This is a genomic window from Clostridium gasigenes, from assembly GCF_017348895.1.
Taxonomy (GTDB): domain Bacteria; phylum Bacillota; class Clostridia; order Clostridiales; family Clostridiaceae; genus Clostridium; species Clostridium gasigenes.
The window spans coordinates 3,968,227-3,985,549 of the sequence record NZ_CP071376.1; the positions used below are offsets into that span (position 1 = coordinate 3,968,227).

The window sequence follows — 17,323 nt, forward strand, 5'->3', positions numbered from 1 at the left end:
TCTTTTTAATCAAAGTTATCCTCATATTCATTACATTCCTGCTCAGAAAATAGACTAGATTATGTTGTCTATAATTGTGTTATACTCATTTCTTTTCCTTGATATTAATCTATTTAAATCTTTTTTTTGGTTCATTAAATTATTTATTATTCCTTCTACTTTTCCTTTTAATGTTACTACATTATTTAATGACTTGTTAATCTTACTTTGAACAGAAAAATCAGTAAAAATATTATCAAAAAATATATCAAAGGCTATTGTAGTTCCTGACATTGTAATACCTTCACAACTTACATCTCCAAGTTCTTTATTAAATCTTGTAATTAAACTAGTGATATTTCTAAAGCTACTTTCTGCCTCATTTATTTTATCATGCTTTATCATGGAAGAAATTAAATCACCACCAACTATATCGTATATTCCCCAGTTACTCGCACTATTTAATGATTTTTCTGCATTGCTTACTTCTTTAAGTAAACTTCTACCTGCTAATTCTGCCTCTTCTATCTCTTTTTTATTCCTTAAGTCTCTATCAATTTCATGTTCTAATTCTTCTAATTTATTCTTATTATAATTATCGCCAAAGTTTTTAATTAATTCTATTTTTTTTCTTAGTAATTCTTTATATTCTATGTGGCAGTTCCTTAAAGATAATAATCTAGCTTTTATATTTTCTATATTTTCTTTAAATAAGGTTACTTTATTAGTGTGTTCATCATATTTAACTTTAGCCATTAAATATTCACGTTGTTCATTTTCTAACTTTACCTCTTTATTTTTCATAAGTGTAGAAATTAAATTAACAAGTGAAAGCTTTTCTAATTTTTCTACATCCTTATACTCTTTTTTCATACTTATTCCTAATTCTCTTAACTTATTTTCATCAGCCTCAATTTGCACCTTATAGTTCTCAAGTTTCTTTTCTAAAATTTCCTTTGATGCTAAATCATCTTTGACCTTATTTATTTTTTCATTTAATTCTCTTAACATTCTGATTCCCCCTTAACCCATATTAATACAATTATACCCTAATAAAATATATAAGTCATATTATATATTTCATTAAATATATCTATATTTACCAAATAACCCATTAAATATTTATATTCCACAATTAGAATATTAATAACTACAATAAAAATTTTAGCAATAAAAAAAAAAGTATTAGTCATAATTGATTAATACTTTTTCTCTTTAATATTTATTTACTAATGTGACACTTTTGATTAATTAAAATTTCTATTACGTAGATAATTTAGCTATTTGACTTCCATAATCTATACACTCTTTTATAGCCTCACCTTCAGGTGCATAATTTATTATTAATGGTTCTAGCAGAACTTGGATTCCCATGCTAGTCATGCTTTCTTCCCATATTCTCATCCATTCTCCATCACCCCATCCATATGATCCGAATAAAGCAACTTTTTTATTTTTTAAAGTATCTTGTAACTTCTCCAAAGCTGGTATAAATTCACTTTCTTCTAATTCCTCATTCCCCATAGCTGCACAACCTAGTACCACTACTTCTTCTTCAATATTATCTACTGAATTATTAGAAATGTTTATTAACTCAGCTTCTTTACCCCCGTCTTCAATCCCCTTAGCGATTAAATTTGCAATATCTTCAGTATTACCAGTTCCACTCCAATAAATTATTTTCATTTATTACACCCCTTTTAAATTGATATTGATTATCATTACCTTATAAATTAATGATATTATATTTTTCTTTTAATGTCAATATATAGTATATATATTAATCTTCTCTACATTCACCTTGCTCAATTAGTTAATGTATGCTTCAGGATATTTCCATTAGTTTATTATCTTTAGAAACCCATCTCTTAAGCGAACCCCTGAGAGAGGCTTGTAAAAAAGCCATTCTAGTTATGGAAAATGCATATACAGAAAAGTTAATTGAAAGTGCAATTACTGTATCTGTAGGCAACAGAGATGTTTCAGCACTTTTAGTAGTAAACACGCAAATAGAACTATTATTAAACAATTAAATTCTTATATCACATATTTTATACAAAGAGTTTTTCTCCGAAATATGTGATCTAGTGTAATTGTAACAAAGGAGAATATAATTTATGGAATATAACAAAAATAATTTTGAAGAAAACGAGAAATATAATGTAAAAGCTATTATGGCTGTATTTCTGTTTGGTGGCTTTTTATCCCTATTTAATGAAAGTATATTAAATGTAGCATTACCTGTCCTTATGGAAGAAATGCATGTAACTGTAACTACAATACAATGGCTTGCTACTGGTTATGTGCTAATAGTTGCTATTCTTATACCAATTACAGCTTTTCTTATTCATAGTTTCAATATAAACCCACCATTTTTAAACGCAATGGGGTTATACGTCTGAGCAATTTTAGTTGCCCCAGCATTAGGGCCAATAGTCTCCGGTACAATGTTACTGTTTTTTAATTGGCAATCTTTATTTATAATGATGATTCCTTTATCCCTTATATCAATAATTACTGGCGCAATATTTTTAGAAAATGTTACTGTATTAACAAAACCTAAAGTATATATATTTATATTGTTGAACAAACTAAAATAGAAATTCAATTATAAAAGGAGTGTATAATAATGAAGAAATTTTTAAAAACTTTATTAATACCATTATTTTTATTAACTTTAATACCATTTAAGGCTCAAGCCTTAGATCGTATAGCTTCTGAAGATATATCCTATAACAAATCCACCTGTAATTTAACAATGGCTGAGAGACAACTTTGGATAGATCATGTTTCATGGACTAGAAGTTTTATTATAAGTGATTTATCTTCACTTGAAGATAAAGGACCTGTATTAGAAAGACTTCTTAAAAATCAAGATGATATTGGAAATTCAATTAAACCTTATTACGGAGAAGAAGCTGGAAATAAACTTGCTGCTCTATTGAGAGAACATATCGGGATCGCTGGCCAAGTTACTGATGCGGCTAAAAATGGAAATAAAGATGATTTAGAAAAATATAATAAATTATGGTATGAAAATGCTGATAAAATAGCTGATTTTTTAAGTTCTGCTAACCCTAACTATTCAAATAAAGCTCTAAAAGATATGCTACATAAACATTTAGACTTTGTTACAGCTCAGGTTGTATCTAGATTAAATAAAGATTGGAAAGCAGATATTTCCTCATATGACAAAGGTGAAGCCCATATGATTATGTTCGCAGATATGCTTACCGATGGTATAATCAAACAGTTTCCTAAAAAATTTAAGTAATTAAATATTTAGGATGATTTATAAAAAAAACTTTTAATACCAACTAATAAAAAGAGTATTCAATAATTAAATTGAATACTCTTTTTTGCGCATATCCTCATTTATAATATATAATGGTATAGGTATTTAAATACAATTAGGGGGAGCAATAATGCGTAAAATTCTATTAACTATTTTATCTTTCACCTTGATTTTTTCTTTGGTTGGATGTGGACCTAAACCAGATGAATCAATTAAATCTTTCTTTGAATCTACTAAATCTTGTGATTTTGAAACTATGAGCAAGTATATTAAATCAGATACTGATAGTAGTATTATTACTGGTAAATTTGAATCAACTGAACAAGAAGATCTTATTAAATCATTATTCAAAAAAATAGATTATGATATTCTATCAACTACAGTTAATAAAGATGATGCTACTACTAAAGTAAAAATCACTTCTGTAGATATGCTTAGAGTATATAGTGACTCAATGAAACAAGTAATGGTGATATTACTTCCTCAAGCTTTTAGTGCAAATAAACCTAGTGATGATGAAATTCAAAAAATGACTTTTCAGTACATTACAAATGGAATTAATGATCCTGATGTAGCAAAAACTACAACTGAGGTAGATTTAAAACTGACTAAAGAAAAAGACAAGTGGGTTATTGAATCTAGCGATGAGTTAACAAATGCTATAACAGGTAATTTATCTAAAGTAGCAAATAAATAGATAGTATAAATAATTTTGTGTAAACTTAATAAACAAGGATTAATTTTTCTACAGTATTATAAAGTAAGAAGCACCACTTTTTAGTGATGCTTCTTATTTATGTGCAATTAAATTTTTATTTATCTATATCCATTTTCCTTATCTATAGCTTCCTCTTTAATTTCTTCCTTCATATTTTTAAGTGCTGATTCTCTTCTGTTATTTTTTTCTTCTAATGTCTGTTTCATTTTTTTATCATCTGTTTCTTCAATCATTTCATCTGCAAGCTGAAATGATTGAATAGTTTTATCAATATTATATTGAATTCTGTCCACATTATCTGTTCTATCATCTGGTTTATTTCTCATAGGTCTATATCTCCTTTCCCTAATATAATTTTTATCTAAAGATCTTCTTTTTTATTATGGATAAAATTTCAGTTATTATACTAAAAGAAATTAAAATGAACCCAAAAGTTATAGTCTTTCAAACCCAGTATCTCCATCTGACCTACTGACAATTAACTTATATTTTTTTATATTAAAGTATAATATTTAGTTTTTTAGTATTATGAAAATTTATTATTCGAGCTGTGAAAGACTTGATTTACGTGGAACTATTTTCAAAATTATTAATATCAACACGGCTTTCACTTATTAATCATATATTATAAGGATATTAAGCATAAAACATTTTAATTATTGTTTAAAAAGGAGATTTTATTATGTCTAAGACCACTACTATTTATGCTACTAAAGATACTTTTGTTTCTAACACTTTAGCTTCTAAAAACTTAAATTTCGGTAAACATCCTAGGTTAATTATACAAAGCCCCTTTAAACCTTTAATTTATTTTGATCTTTCATCAATACCCGCAAACGCTACAATTACTTCTGCAAAACTACATCTTTATTTATATAGAAAATATGTATCCAAGACTATTGATGTAGCTATTCGACAACTTAATAATAATTTTTGTGAATACACCGTAACTTCTGATACTTTACCAACTTCATCTAATCTTATTTCAGGAGATACTCCTCTTTATAATTTTAATGGTGATAATTTGGTTATTAACCGCATTCTTACTTTCGATAATTTAACAAACACAGTTGCTCACTGGTATGCTGATTCCACTTCCAATAACGGTTTTGAAATTTCTACCACTAGCAATTCACTTCTAAGTTTTTACAGTAGAGAATTTAGTGCTAATGATTTATGCCCAAGACTTGAAGTTGAATACACTATAGGTATATCGTCTATTAAAACTACTACATTCTCTCAATATCTTAACCTTAATAATGCACCTGTCGAAAGCACTATATATAATATTTCAAATGCTCTCTTCTTTACCTATTTTATTGATAACACTCAACCTACTGAAGTTGAAGCAGAACCTGACATTGTATATGTCTCTGTAAAAACTTGCGATACTAGAAATGGAGTTTTTAAAAATATAGATAATGTAATAGCAGTTGTTTCTGGTAAAACTCATTCTTTTGAAATATCACCAACAAATAAACATGTATGCCTATCTGTTAGTGGCACCCCAAATACCACTATAAATATATTAGCTATTTATAAAACCTTTTCAAATATGCTACCATCTAATGTAATACTTGGAGAAATAGTTAATGATAAAATAATATTAACTATGAGTAAACCCCTTACTAAAACAAATATATCTCCCACTTCTTTTACCATTACTCATCTTAATAAGCTTTAGATATAAAAATAATTCAAGTAACAATTTCAGGAAGATCAGTAACACTCACTTGTTCTGATACTACAATTTTTAAAAACAAGCTACCTTATTCACTATCTTATATAGCTCCAAGCAATTATTTTCTTACGGGTATAGATGGAGATGTGTTTTCTTTTACTAATCAACCATTGATATTAACATCCCCATAGGCGCAGCCATATCATTTAAAGTCTTAATTTATTATTTATTTTACTATGCCTTAATTAATTTTTTAAAAGGAGATTTTATTATGCCTAAAAGAACTATTATTTATCCTAGTAAAGATACTGTTATTTCTTCAGCTAACAATTGTAAGCATTTAAATTTTGGTAAATATTCTAGTTTATATATAAACACCGAGTATACTTCTTTACTTTTTTTTGATCTTTCATCAATACCTGAAAATGCTGTAATTACTTCCGCAAAACTAAATCTTTATTTATACAGATTTTATCCAAATAGCACTACAAATATAACTATTAAACAGCTAAATGATCCTTTTTATGAAAATATAGTAACATTTGTTACTAAACCAAGTTCATCTACTCTATTAGAGGAAGATACTAAGTTCAAAGAAATTGCTTTTAATGATATTGGTCAATTTATTACTTTTGTTAATTTAACAAACACAGTTTCCAGTTGGCATGCTAATAAAACTCCAAATTATGGTTTTGAACTTTCAGCCTCTACAGATTCCCTTCTAAGCTTTTTTAGTAAAGACTACACTGAAAATGAATTGCGACCAAACCTTGAAGTTGAATACACTATAGCTACGATACATCCTCTTAAGATTATTACAACTTCTCAGGGTATTAGTCCTAAAGATGATTCCTCTATTGAAACTAATATATTCAACATTTCCAATTCACTCTTCTTTAACTATTTAATTGATAATTCTATTATCAATCAAGATTCTAAAATTTGCGAATTTATATGCGTATCAGTAAAAGCTTGTGCTACTAAGAATGGTATATTTGAAAAAGTAGGTAATGAAATATTTATTTCTCCAAATACAATATATTCCCTACCTATATCACCAATAAATAAATTTATAAAATTATCTATTAACGGAAGTTCGTATACTAGTGTAAATGTAACCTCCATCCTAAAATTTTTTGACACCCCTGATTCACCGCCTAGGGTAAGCTATTCGAAAATAGTTGGTGATAAAATAATATTAACAATGACCAAACCTCTTATTGAATCAGCTGCCGACACAAACGCTTTCACTATTAATTCAGATTCTGAAATTACTGTAATAGATATATTAATTTTAGGAACTACAGTAACTTTAACCTGCTCAACTATTTCCGGAGATTGTAGATTTAATCAATCCGATCCCAATTTCCTGACCTATATAGCAAATAATAATACTAACCTTAGAAGTATAACTGCTGGAGACGTAGATGATTTTTACGATCAAATGTTAACCTTAGATACTCCAAATATTGAGATGTATCCAGAAAATTATGACTTATCTAGCTCAGAATTTGAAACTACTATATATAAGCTCTCAAAGTTTACCTCCTTACGATATGATATGAATTTTAGAAGTAGGCGCCGAGATGCTACTTGTAAAGTCACCATACAAGGTTCCCTTTTAAAAAACGGTCCTTTTTATAAAATAAATGAAACTACAATTTCAAATCGTGATTCCCTTAATGTGCCTCTAGAAACTAACTACAACTATGTATGCTTATTAATTAAAGAAGAAAAATTTAACCCAGGAGATGTCTTGTCTTTATCTCCATATGCCTCTGCTTATCCTAATGATGTACCATCTATATTAGAATCTATAAAATCTATAGATTCTGGTGCTAATATAAAGATATCATTAACCCAACCTGTAACTCTAGTAGATTCAACTGATACTATATTTGATGTAAGTGTATTCACTATTAATCCCAGTTCTTTAGCTATTAACGTTAAAGACGTAAACCTATTAGATAATATTATTACACTAATCTTAACCGATGCAATTGCACCTAATATATTAGCAACCTTAACCTATAAAGGAACTGACACTAGTTATATAACTAGTAAAAATGGTGATATATACAACTTCACTAATGTCAGTATTTTGACTCCTTAGTCCTATCCAAACAAATAACTATTTATCATCCTATTTTTTTTAATGAAAGCTAAGTTGAAATATTATTCTTTCATTTAGCTTTCCACCTATAATCTTATTTGAATCTATTTTGTAGTATTTGACCATACCTAGTTTTAAATACTTTAATTTCATCTTAGTATATTTATTATATATAGATTTCAAATTCATTCATTTTTTTTATTATTTTATTTGTCAGTCCATATATTGATAATATTTTTTCATCATGCTTTAAAACTTCATTTAATATTCTATACGCCGAGAACTCTGTATCTATATCTTTTAAATCCATATTTTCTATATATTTTAATTCAAAATCAAAATCAAAATTAAGTTTATTGCTAAATCTTATTGACCTTAGTATCTTGAAGCTGTCATAAATAAAAACTTCCTTATTACAAGGACTAATCCTTTTATCTTTCAAATCTTGAAAACTTTTAAGAAAACCAAATATTGTTTCATTTTTCCAATTATAATAAATACTATTAATAGTATTATCTCTACTTTTAAAATCCCCTTCGAAATCTTTAGTAAAGCTAATTGCGTAAATTTCATAATTACCATTCTCAACTATAAGTACATTTTTAAAGTCTTCAACATACCTTAACCCCTTAATTTTCGATTTAAAATATTCTTTAGTACACTTGTAAAAAATATCAAAATCATTATATTCTACGCCTACTAAATAGTCTCTCACACAACCACCAACAAAATAACTATTTATTCCATTAGCATCTAATATCCTAACAAAATCTAAATATTTATTTGGGATATCTATTTTAGCGCCGTTAATTTCATTAAACACCTAATAACCTCCATCAATAACCTAGTTTATACATTTAAAAACTAGGTTTGCTTACAATGTAACAAGCTATTCTTTTATCTTAGTAAAGCACTATTACTGAAATAAATTGAAAGAATTCAATTTAAATTTACCTTTAAAGCGTCTTCTCCTCAGCTGTTTTGGCTAACTAATTAACTTCCATATAAATTTAGGGACTTACAATTAAGTAAGTCCCTAAATTCATAGCAGTAATATGCAAAATAAACTATATCTTTGGCCAATATCCTATCTTCAAATCACATCACTACAATTTTAATTTGTAACATTACGCTACTATATCTCTTTTTGTAAAACCAATATATGAAATAACATTAAAAATTACAAAATAAACTATAAGCACAATAATTGAAAATTCTATAGTCATTCCTTTAACTAATGGCTCACCAGTACTATATCGAGTCAAATCTGTATTTGCGAATAAAATGTATTTTGACCAATTAAATCTACCAAGCAACATTGTTATGGTGTTCCCTACTGTTAAAAGAAAAACTCCAGTCCCTATAGCCATTGCACTATTACGGAAAACTGTAGAAATCATAAAGGCTAAAGTAACCATCATAACTAAATTTATACATTTAAGTCCACAAACCTGTATAATATGCACTATCATATTAACTTCATTAATTTCCCCATTAAGATTTGTAAGGAATGGTAAACCTGTCCCTTTGAAGCTAAACAATATCCCCCCTAGTAAAAATGACACTACTAAAAGTACCAAAACCATTAAAAGAGTATATATTATAACGGAAATGTATTTAGATACTAATATTTTCCAACGCTTTGAAGGTCTAATTAATAATAGTTTAATTGTGCCCCCCGAAAACTCATTCGCTACTATTCCACCGCCCATTACAATGGCAAAAAGGGAGATTAAACTTATTAGAGCACCTACTGCACCTTCTACAAACCCCCATAAAGATTTATCTTCTATAGGTTGAATATCATTTTTAAGACGATATTCATTAGTTTGCAACCTCTTTTCAAAGCTGTCCTTTTGTATTTGAGGTATTTCCTGACTAGCTAATTGTTCTTTAATAGACTCATTTTCGCTTGTTATATCTTGTTTCCAATCACTTTTAGGTGCTTCATTTATTCCAAATTTTAATATAAGCCCGGCTGCTACTATGCTAAGGATCAATATCCCCATCATTATCCATATACTAATACTATGCGAAAGCTTCATATTTTCATTACGAATTAAGTTAATCATCTTATTCAATTTCTTTTCCCTCCGTCATTTCCAAGAATTTGCCCTCTAAACTTTGTTGCACTTTACGAATTCCGTAAATTTTAATTCCTTGGTTCACAAGCTTTTCAACTAACTCAGGAACATTTTCTATATTTTCTATAATTTCAATTTCATTATTATTTATTTTCGAATTATATTCACTACTAAGACTTTCTAAATATACTTTTGCTTTTTCAATTGGTTCAACATATAAAGCTATAACTGAGTCTGAGTCATCCTCAAGCATTTCCTTCATATCTTGAATTCTAACCAATTTCCCATTTTGTATTATTCCTACTCTATCACACATAAGTTCCATTTCTGAAAGTAAATGACTTGATACAACTACTGCAATATTTTCTTCTTTTGCAAGAGTCCTCAAATGATTACGCAATTCATGAATACCAGCAGGATCTAGTCCATTGGTAGGTTCGTCTAGTACCAATACTTTTGGAGAATTAAGTAATGCTTGTGCAACCCCTAGTCTTTGACGCATACCTAGAGAATATGTCTTTATTTTGTCATGTATCCTTTTTTCAAGACCCACAATTTTTATAACCTCATCAATACGTCCCTTTTTTAAATCTGGGTACATTCTCCAAAAATGAACAAGATTTTGATATCCAGTTAAATATTTGTATAAATCTGGGTTTTCAATGATTCCTCCCACTTTGGCAACCGCCTTTTCAAAATCTTTCTCAACATTGAATCCATCAATATACATTTCTCCTTTAGTAATAGACATCAATCCTAAAAGCATTTTAATAGTAGTAGTTTTACCTGCTCCGTTTGGTCCGAGGAATCCAAAAACCTCCCCTGAAAACACATCAAAAGTAAGATCATCTATTATTACCTTTTTACCAATTTTCTTTGTGACATTCTTGATTTGTACTATAGCTTTCGCTTCCATATTGAACCTCCTTATAGTTTTTTTACTATTAATTTACCTTTTCTAAACTTTAAATTTATTATTACTATTTCTCAGCGATCACAGAATATATATTACCTCTTAATGTTTTATATTTATTCAAAATAACTTGTTCACAAAATTTATAAGCTTTCTGTATACTTATAACTCTCTTTTAGCTGTTTATATTTTAACATAGTTTTCCAACTTGTAAAAGAGTCTCTTCTCAATAATCCTTCATTTATGGTTTATCTCAATAATTTTATTTTCACCATTACTTATATTTTAAAATTAAAAAACCCATGAGGGCAGTTTAGTTGCCCCTCATGGGTTTTCTGATAGTGAAGATACTTTCTATATTCTAAAATTTATATCCATCAAAAACTTTTAATCCGTCTTCATTTAATGCACTTTCAACAACTATAGGTCTATTTGGACTCTTTTCAAAAACTTCCTTGCAAGATATCATAATATTACTTCCAGCTATTTGCGCAAGCTGATCATGCGATACACTATATACTAACTTATGTAAATTTGCCCACACCATAGCACCAGAGCACATTACACAGGGCTCACAACTAGTGTATAAAGTATATTCTTTTAAATTAAATATATTATTTTCTACGCAAAATTTTCTTATAAGTCCAATTTCTGCATGATGAGTAGGATCACATAAAGTATTAATTTGATTCTCTCCACTCATTACTATTTCATTATCTTTTACTAAAATTGCTCCGAAAGGTTCATTTCCTTCCTTTCTTGACTTCATAGCAAGTTCTATAGCTTTCCTCATAAAATCTTCATCGTTTTTTATCATAATGAAATCCACCTTTTATTAACCTATATTTTCAATTATTTTAGCTATCCATTTACAAAAATCCACAGATGCCTTTTGAGCTATGTCTACAACATTCTTATGTGAATGTTTTTGTTTTTGTATTCCTGTAGCCATATTTGTAATACAAGATATTCCAAGTACATCCATTCCTAAATAATTAGCAGCTATAGTTTCAGGAACTGTTGACATTCCAACAGCATCTGCCCCTTGATTTCTAATTGATCTTATTTCTGCTGCTGTTTCATAATAAGGACCCATAAAGCCTGCATAAACACCTTCTTTATACTCAATTCCAATTTCATTTGCTACTTTTTTTGCTTTATCTATTAATTCAATCTTAAAAGGTTCAGACATATCAGGGAACCTTGTGCCAAATCTTTCATCATTTACACCAATTAATGGATTATCTGAAACTAAATTAATAAAATCATTAATAATCATCAAAGTACCAGGCTTAAAGCTTGTATTTATGCCACCACAAGCATTAGTTATTATAAGTTTTTCAATTCCTAATTGCTTCATAACATATATTGGATATGCAACTTCCTTCATTGTATATCCCTCAAAATAATGAAATCTTCCTTGCATTGCCAAAACATCTATTCCTTTTATTTTTCCAAATACCAATCTCCCTTCATGTCCTTGAACTGTTGACGTAGGAAAATTAGGTATATCTCTATAATCAATGTATTGCTTATCCTCTATTGCATCAACCAAATCACCTAGTCCTGATCCTAAAATAACTGCAATCTTAGGCATTAAATTATTTTTACTTTGTATATAGTTTTTTGATTCTACCACTTTATCATACATATTATTCATATTACTTACCTCCTAATTTTTTTAAAACGTTAGAAACCGGTTTCCAATAATATAAAAAAATAAAATTTGTACTACTAAATTTTATTTTTTTTTGTACTATTCCTAATTATTAAATTATATCCCATAACTATACTTCTATTTTTCATTTTGTCATTATTAATTTTTTCTAATATTAAGCTTGCCGCATTTTTACCAGAATCATAATAATCATACTGTATAGTAGTTAAAGTTGGCTCAAACACAGATGACATATCCATATCGTCTATTCCTACAACAGATATCTGATTTGGAACTTCATAGGAAAATTCCCTTAAGTATTTTAATGCACCAAATGCTAACCTATCTATTGCGGCAAATATAGCAGTAGGAGTTTCTTTAGAATTGTTTATTATATTTTTCATTGCATTATATCCTGAAGATACATCAAAATTTCCTGATGATATATATTCTTCTTTAATATCAATTTTATTCTCTTTCAATACATATAGATATCCATTTTTTCGTAAGCTGGCTACTACTGATTTATTTTCTTCCAATCCAATATATGCAATTTTTTCATGACCCTGATTAATCAAATATGAAACGATTTCCTTAGCTGCATTAAAATCATCATATATTACACAAGAAGCATCTATTTTGCTATTTTCTTGTCCCATCATTACAATAGGTGTGTTAATTTCATCTAATAACCTTATATGTTCTTCTGTAATGCTAGTTGGGAAAAAAATAATTCCATCGACATGTTTCTTTTTGAAAATATCAAAATATTTCAATTCTTCATCTATTTTTTCCCTTGAATTAGCTAATAAAACATTATATCCATATTCATTTAATTTATCAATAATACCTTCAGTTATATTTGAAAAAGTATCAATACCAATTCTAGGAATTATTACACCTATTACTTTTGTTCTCTTAGTAACTAACTCTTGAGCCAATAAGTTAGGCGTATATCCTGTTTCTTTCAATATTTTTTCTACTTTTTCCTTTAATTCTGAACTTACATTTTGTGAATTATTAATTACTCTTGATACTGTAGCTTTGGAAACACCCGCTAATTTTGCGATATCTTTCATATTCATAAACTTTTTTCACCAAATTCTTTATATATTGGAAACCGGTTTCAAGTTTATTGTATAAGTTTCATTGTTAAAAGTCAAGTTTTTTTAAATAGTCAGCTTGTCTGACACGAAATTGCTATTATTTAACCTCAGGAACTTCTATAGTTACAGCTGAATTTTCAAGTTCTTTAGATGTTCTACTATCATAAACCTTAACTGTATATTTACTATGGCCTATATATTCTTGTGGTAATATTTTTTTGTTATGCTAGTAACATTCTCTGGATCAGAACTAGACCCCATGCTAGTGTTCCCCATCCATATTTGTTTTCCAGTTTCATCAAATATAGCATAATAATAAGGATCTTTTTCATCTCTCCTATGTTTTCCGAGTTCTCCTCTATTTTCTGAATGGAATATTGCTACAAAAGGTGAGAATACTATTTTATCTAAATATATACTGCCTTCATCAACTTTTATTTCTTTATCTAATCTAACTGTCTTTGCAATAGCATCATTAGACTTTCCAAACTCTACCTTAACCCTCTTTTTTTCTTTTTTTGAAGAGTTATGATTGGTAACAACTACTTCACCTTTGATTATATCCGGTAAATTCAATTCACTTACAGAATACCACATAACCAGAGAAAATTTATGATCATCTATTTTTTGTTCTATATTTGATCCACTATACGAATTCGTTATTTCCTTTGGTATACTTTCCTCAAAATCTAATTTAACATTAATTTTCATAGGTTCTAGATCTTCCATCTTACCACCATCTTTTCTTTCTATGCTATAAGCATAAACTATAAAGCTTCCATCATAGCCTATATTATTTACAGTTACATTATAATCTCCAATTTCTATATTAATAGCATCATCCTTAGTATATTTTGTATATAAATCAACAGTGTTTTTATCCTTAAAAATTTCTTTTACCCCAAAAACATTTTTTAATATCTCACTTCCATATGTTGTTGCTCCTGATGATATAACAATTGCTACTAAACTCGCTACTGCTATTTTTGCAAACTTTCTTTTTTTAAACTTCTTTTTATCTGGTAGCGAATTTAATGTATCCTCAAAAAAACTATGAAAGTCTTTATCTATCTCACTATTTCTCTCATTATTTAAAGCTTCTTCTAATCTTTTTTCATCCATTAATAACACGCCCCTCTTTATCAATAATTTTACTTAACTTTTCTTTTGCCCTTGATAACCTTGATTTAACTGTACCTTGTGATATTTTTAAGAGTGTACTTATCTCCTTATAACTTAAATCATTAAAATAATATAAAACAATAACTTTCTTATAATCCTCTGATAATCCCTCTAAACACTGTCTTATTTCTATTTCTTCATATCCATTTTCTATATGAACTTTTTCTATATACGTATCTAAATAAAGAATTTTCCTTTGTCTTTTTAATGTGTCCCTACATTTATTACCTAAAATCTTTAATAACCAAAACTTAAATGAATCTATATTTCTTAAATCGTCTATTTTTTCATAAACTGTCATTATTGTTTCCTGAACTGCATCTTTAATAAGTTCTTCATTAACTAACATGTGTTTGGCAAATAAATATATGTCCTTTTCATAAAGCTTCAATAATTCAACAAATGCCACCTTGTTTCCTTTTTTAGCTTTTTTAATTAACTCGCTTTCATTCATAATTCTCACCCTCCCTTTACACATACTAGACTATGTACTAATGTAATTTGTTCCATATTTTTTTTACTTCTATGACTATTTTATTATAATCTAAAACTTTATTAGTAAGTGCCTGCTAATCGTCAACCATAAATGATTTTATTTATGCATTTGCATCTTCCCTAGTTTCACAAATAGCAACTAAGGCTTAAACAAAAAACTGCAATAAAGTTTTAAACTGGTACCTATAGAATGGACAGTTAGAAAAAAAGTGCTAAACATTTATTTAACTGACTCTATTTTATAGGGTCTTTTTTTATTGTAAAATATTTTAAAGGAGGATTGTAGTTATGGGAAGAATCTATTTTACAGATGAACAATTGAAAGATTTATCAGTAAATCCATTTGTAAAAAAAGCTAGTAATAAAGCTATTACTTATACAGATGAATTTAAGGAGTATTATGTTTCTGAATATAATACCGGGAAAATGCCATTAGAAATACTACGGAATGCAGGATTTGATGTTAAGGCTTTAGGAAAACAGAGAGTTGATAATTTATCGCGCCGATTTCTAAGTATGGGAAAACGACAAGAAGGTTTTAGTGACTTAAGGAAGGAAACCTCTGGACGATTAGCTACAAAACATTTGACACCTGATGAACAAATTACACGTCTCAAACATCAAGTTAGATATCTAAAACAAGAAAATGAGTTTCTAAAAAAAATGAATTTTATAAATCGGGAGGCGCAATGGAAGTTCAAGCTAAAACAGAAGAAAAATTCAAAATAATTCAGCAAATGCTTTCACGGAATAATAATTTATTAAATATTAGTTGGCTCTGTGAATATGCAGGGGTATCTAGATCAGGTTATTATAATTGGTTATCTTCTAAAGATCATAGAAATAAAAAAGAGGAAGAAGATAGAAAAGATTTTGAGATTATATTAGCTGCTTATCAGTTTCGTGGATATGACAAAGGTAAACGTGGTATTTACATGAGGCTTCTAAATACTGGGGTACGTATGAACATCAAGAAAATAAGTAGATTGATGAAAAAATTTAATTTAACATGTCCTATTAGAAAAGCAAACCCGTACCGCCGAATGGCAAAGGCCCTAAAAACTAATAATGTTGCTGAAAATTTATTAAATAGAGAATTCACTAACTATGGGGCAAGAATGGTCTTATTAACAGACATTACATATATATCTTATGCCAATAGTCAAAGAGCATATCTTTCAACTATTCTGGATGCTTATACAAAGCAAATTCTAGCATATGTTCTAAGTGAATCTCTAGAAATAGATTTTGTATTAGAAACTGTACATATACTTATTCGTGAACATGGCATTTCTCTGACAAGCGAAACTCTAATTCACTCAGATCAAGGTTGCCATTATACTAGCGTTAAATTTCAAGAGATTATATCAAAGCAAGAAATTAGACAATCGATGTCTCGAAGAGGTAATTGTTGGGACAATGCCCCACAAGAATCCTTCTTCGGACATATGAAAGATGAAATTCACCTTGGAAAATGCAACACATTTAATCTACTGAAACAAGAAACTGATAATTATATTGATTATTACAATAACAATAGATATCAATGGAATTTGGCCAAGCTATCACCAAATAAATACTACGAATATCTAGAAACCGGTGAATATCCGATTAAAATCTAGCTAAACTAATTTTATATATTAATATAATTTAAAGCACTGGTAAATACCTACAAACGGTATAATACCAGTGCTTTCTTGTCATACATCTTCCATGAAAAATATTCCAATTGATTTTTTAGGCGTTTTTTTCTAACTGTCCTTGACATAGGGACCACTTTATTTTTAGCTCTATTACAGTTCAATTTTCAAATTATTTTATTTTAAATACCAATAAAGCATATTAATATTTTTTCATCTGAACCTAAAGAATTTTCTATTATCTGAAAATGTTTTACCCCTCAACTTTTTATCAGTTCCATTCCATAATTATTATCTATACAATATTGATATATATCATTTGGATTTCTTGAAATTGTTTTCCCTCATCATTTGAATTATCAACACTTGTACAATTATACAAGTAAAAATCCATGACAATCGTAGTGGATTTCATTCTGGATACTATGAGTTACCAAATTAAACCCTTGGAAGTTCCTAT

At 28.2% G+C, this 17,323-nt stretch carries 19 protein-coding genes; 8 read left to right on the forward strand and 11 right to left on the reverse strand.

Annotation, left to right across the window (positions count from 1 at the left end; genetic code table 11):
* Positions 1-54: 54 nt before the first annotated feature.
* Positions 55-990, reverse strand: coding sequence for a GumC domain-containing protein (locus tag J1C67_RS18600; protein ID WP_167865346.1), 936 nt, complete (start codon positions 988-990; stop codon positions 55-57).
* Between the two features lie 252 nt (positions 991-1,242).
* The gene (locus J1C67_RS18605; protein WP_167865345.1) at positions 1,243-1,665 is read right to left on the reverse strand and encodes a flavodoxin; all 423 of its coding nucleotides are present in this window, start codon (positions 1,663-1,665) and stop codon (positions 1,243-1,245) included.
* A 134-nt stretch (positions 1,666-1,799) separates the two neighbouring features.
* On the opposite strand from J1C67_RS18605, the gene J1C67_RS19950 reads away from it, so the two are divergent.
* The 4 genes from J1C67_RS19950 (at position 1,800) to J1C67_RS18620 (ending at position 3,971) form a co-directional block, all read left to right on the forward strand.
* Positions 1,800-2,012, forward strand: coding sequence for an LmrA/YxaF family transcription factor (locus tag J1C67_RS19950; RefSeq protein WP_423738879.1), 213 nt, complete (start codon positions 1,800-1,802; stop codon positions 2,010-2,012).
* Positions 2,013-2,096: 84 nt separating this feature from the next.
* A complete protein-coding gene (locus J1C67_RS19585; protein WP_243176658.1) occupies positions 2,097-2,381 on the forward strand; it encodes an MFS transporter in 285 nt (94 codons plus the stop codon).
* Positions 2,382-2,608: 227 nt separating this feature from the next.
* On the forward strand, positions 2,609-3,253 hold the full coding sequence (locus J1C67_RS18615) for a glycosyltransferase (RefSeq protein ID WP_167865344.1): 645 nt from the start codon (positions 2,609-2,611) through the stop codon (positions 3,251-3,253).
* A gap of 151 nt (positions 3,254-3,404) precedes the next feature.
* Positions 3,405-3,971 (forward strand): DUF4878 domain-containing protein, encoded by a 567-nt coding sequence (locus J1C67_RS18620; RefSeq protein WP_167865343.1) that lies wholly within the window; start codon positions 3,405-3,407, stop codon positions 3,969-3,971.
* A gap of 119 nt (positions 3,972-4,090) precedes the next feature.
* Here the strand turns inward: J1C67_RS18620 and tlp are convergent, their stop codons facing one another.
* Positions 4,091-4,318, reverse strand: coding sequence for a small acid-soluble spore protein Tlp (gene tlp, locus J1C67_RS18625; protein ID WP_167865342.1), 228 nt, complete (start codon positions 4,316-4,318; stop codon positions 4,091-4,093).
* A gap of 356 nt (positions 4,319-4,674) precedes the next feature.
* Here tlp and J1C67_RS18630 point away from each other — a divergent pair, with 356 nt between their 5' ends.
* Positions 4,675-5,676, forward strand: coding sequence for a DNRLRE domain-containing protein (locus tag J1C67_RS18630; protein WP_167865341.1), 1,002 nt, complete (start codon positions 4,675-4,677; stop codon positions 5,674-5,676).
* A 268-nt stretch (positions 5,677-5,944) separates the two neighbouring features.
* Positions 5,945-7,786 carry a DNRLRE domain-containing protein gene (locus tag J1C67_RS18635; protein WP_167865340.1) on the forward strand — a complete coding sequence of 614 codons (1,842 nt, stop codon included), beginning with the start codon at positions 5,945-5,947 and terminating at the stop codon, positions 7,784-7,786.
* Positions 7,787-7,952: 166 nt separating this feature from the next.
* Here the strand turns inward: J1C67_RS18635 and J1C67_RS18640 are convergent, their stop codons facing one another.
* The 8 genes from J1C67_RS18640 to J1C67_RS18675 form a co-directional block, all read right to left on the reverse strand.
* The gene (locus tag J1C67_RS18640) at positions 7,953-8,609 is read right to left on the reverse strand and encodes a CCA tRNA nucleotidyltransferase (protein WP_167865339.1); all 657 of its coding nucleotides are present in this window, start codon (positions 8,607-8,609) and stop codon (positions 7,953-7,955) included.
* A gap of 304 nt (positions 8,610-8,913) precedes the next feature.
* Complete coding sequence (locus J1C67_RS18645; protein WP_243176666.1) at positions 8,914-9,858, reverse strand: ABC transporter permease; 945 nt, start codon at positions 9,856-9,858, stop codon at positions 8,914-8,916.
* A 1-nt stretch (position 9,859) separates the two neighbouring features.
* On the reverse strand, positions 9,860-10,786 hold the full coding sequence (locus J1C67_RS18650) for an ABC transporter ATP-binding protein (protein WP_167865337.1): 927 nt from the start codon (positions 10,784-10,786) through the stop codon (positions 9,860-9,862).
* A 358-nt stretch (positions 10,787-11,144) separates the two neighbouring features.
* The gene (locus J1C67_RS18655) at positions 11,145-11,600 is read right to left on the reverse strand and encodes a nucleoside deaminase (protein WP_167865336.1); all 456 of its coding nucleotides are present in this window, start codon (positions 11,598-11,600) and stop codon (positions 11,145-11,147) included.
* Between the two features lie 18 nt (positions 11,601-11,618).
* Positions 11,619-12,434, reverse strand: coding sequence for a purine-nucleoside phosphorylase (locus tag J1C67_RS18660; protein ID WP_167865586.1), 816 nt, complete (start codon positions 12,432-12,434; stop codon positions 11,619-11,621).
* An 83-nt stretch (positions 12,435-12,517) separates the two neighbouring features.
* Positions 12,518-13,525 carry a LacI family DNA-binding transcriptional regulator gene (locus J1C67_RS18665; protein WP_167865335.1) on the reverse strand — a complete coding sequence of 336 codons (1,008 nt, stop codon included), beginning with the start codon at positions 13,523-13,525 and terminating at the stop codon, positions 12,518-12,520.
* A gap of 213 nt (positions 13,526-13,738) precedes the next feature.
* Complete coding sequence (locus J1C67_RS18670; RefSeq protein WP_167865334.1) at positions 13,739-14,668, reverse strand: DUF4179 domain-containing protein; 930 nt, start codon at positions 14,666-14,668, stop codon at positions 13,739-13,741.
* A complete protein-coding gene (locus J1C67_RS18675; RefSeq protein ID WP_167865333.1) occupies positions 14,661-15,182 on the reverse strand; it encodes an RNA polymerase sigma factor in 522 nt (173 codons plus the stop codon). The genes J1C67_RS18670 and J1C67_RS18675 overlap by 8 nt, the downstream gene beginning before the upstream one ends.
* A 329-nt stretch (positions 15,183-15,511) precedes the next feature.
* On the opposite strand from J1C67_RS18675, the gene J1C67_RS18680 reads away from it, so the two are divergent.
* Complete coding sequence (locus J1C67_RS18680; protein WP_167867717.1) at positions 15,512-15,952, forward strand: HTH domain-containing protein; 441 nt, start codon at positions 15,512-15,514, stop codon at positions 15,950-15,952.
* On the forward strand, positions 15,913-16,845 hold the full coding sequence (locus J1C67_RS18685) for an IS3 family transposase (protein WP_207253499.1): 933 nt from the start codon (positions 15,913-15,915) through the stop codon (positions 16,843-16,845). The genes J1C67_RS18680 and J1C67_RS18685 overlap by 40 nt, the downstream gene beginning before the upstream one ends.
* Positions 16,846-17,323: the final 478 nt, after the last annotated feature.

Coding starts and splice junctions, on each gene's coding strand:
- J1C67_RS18600 (WP_167865346.1), bottom strand. CDS start 990: ATGTTAAGAGAATTAAATGAAAAAATAAATAAGGTCAAAGATGATTTA.
- J1C67_RS18605 (WP_167865345.1), bottom strand. CDS start 1,665: ATGAAAATAATTTATTGGAGTGGAACTGGTAATACTGAAGATATTGCA.
- J1C67_RS19950 (WP_423738879.1), top strand. CDS start 1,800: ATGCTTCAGGATATTTCCATTAGTTTATTATCTTTAGAAACCCATCTC.
- J1C67_RS19585 (WP_243176658.1), top strand. CDS start 2,097: ATGGAATATAACAAAAATAATTTTGAAGAAAACGAGAAATATAATGTA.
- J1C67_RS18615 (WP_167865344.1), top strand. CDS start 2,609: ATGAAGAAATTTTTAAAAACTTTATTAATACCATTATTTTTATTAACT.
- J1C67_RS18620 (WP_167865343.1), top strand. CDS start 3,405: ATGCGTAAAATTCTATTAACTATTTTATCTTTCACCTTGATTTTTTCT.
- tlp (WP_167865342.1), bottom strand. CDS start 4,318: ATGAGAAATAAACCAGATGATAGAACAGATAATGTGGACAGAATTCAA.
- J1C67_RS18630 (WP_167865341.1), top strand. CDS start 4,675: ATGTCTAAGACCACTACTATTTATGCTACTAAAGATACTTTTGTTTCT.
- J1C67_RS18635 (WP_167865340.1), top strand. CDS start 5,945: ATGCCTAAAAGAACTATTATTTATCCTAGTAAAGATACTGTTATTTCT.
- J1C67_RS18645 (WP_243176666.1), bottom strand. CDS start 9,858: ATGATTAACTTAATTCGTAATGAAAATATGAAGCTTTCGCATAGTATT.
- J1C67_RS18650 (WP_167865337.1), bottom strand. CDS start 10,786: ATGGAAGCGAAAGCTATAGTACAAATCAAGAATGTCACAAAGAAAATT.
- J1C67_RS18655 (WP_167865336.1), bottom strand. CDS start 11,600: ATGATAAAAAACGATGAAGATTTTATGAGGAAAGCTATAGAACTTGCT.
- J1C67_RS18660 (WP_167865586.1), bottom strand. CDS start 12,434: ATGTATGATAAAGTGGTAGAATCAAAAAACTATATACAAAGTAAAAAT.
- J1C67_RS18665 (WP_167865335.1), bottom strand. CDS start 13,525: ATGAATATGAAAGATATCGCAAAATTAGCGGGTGTTTCCAAAGCTACA.
- J1C67_RS18670 (WP_167865334.1), bottom strand. CDS start 14,668: ATGGATGAAAAAAGATTAGAAGAAGCTTTAAATAATGAGAGAAATAGT.
- J1C67_RS18675 (WP_167865333.1), bottom strand. CDS start 15,182: ATGAATGAAAGCGAGTTAATTAAAAAAGCTAAAAAAGGAAACAAGGTG.
- J1C67_RS18680 (WP_167867717.1), top strand. CDS start 15,512: ATGGGAAGAATCTATTTTACAGATGAACAATTGAAAGATTTATCAGTA.
- J1C67_RS18685 (WP_207253499.1), top strand. CDS start 15,913: ATGGAAGTTCAAGCTAAAACAGAAGAAAAATTCAAAATAATTCAGCAA.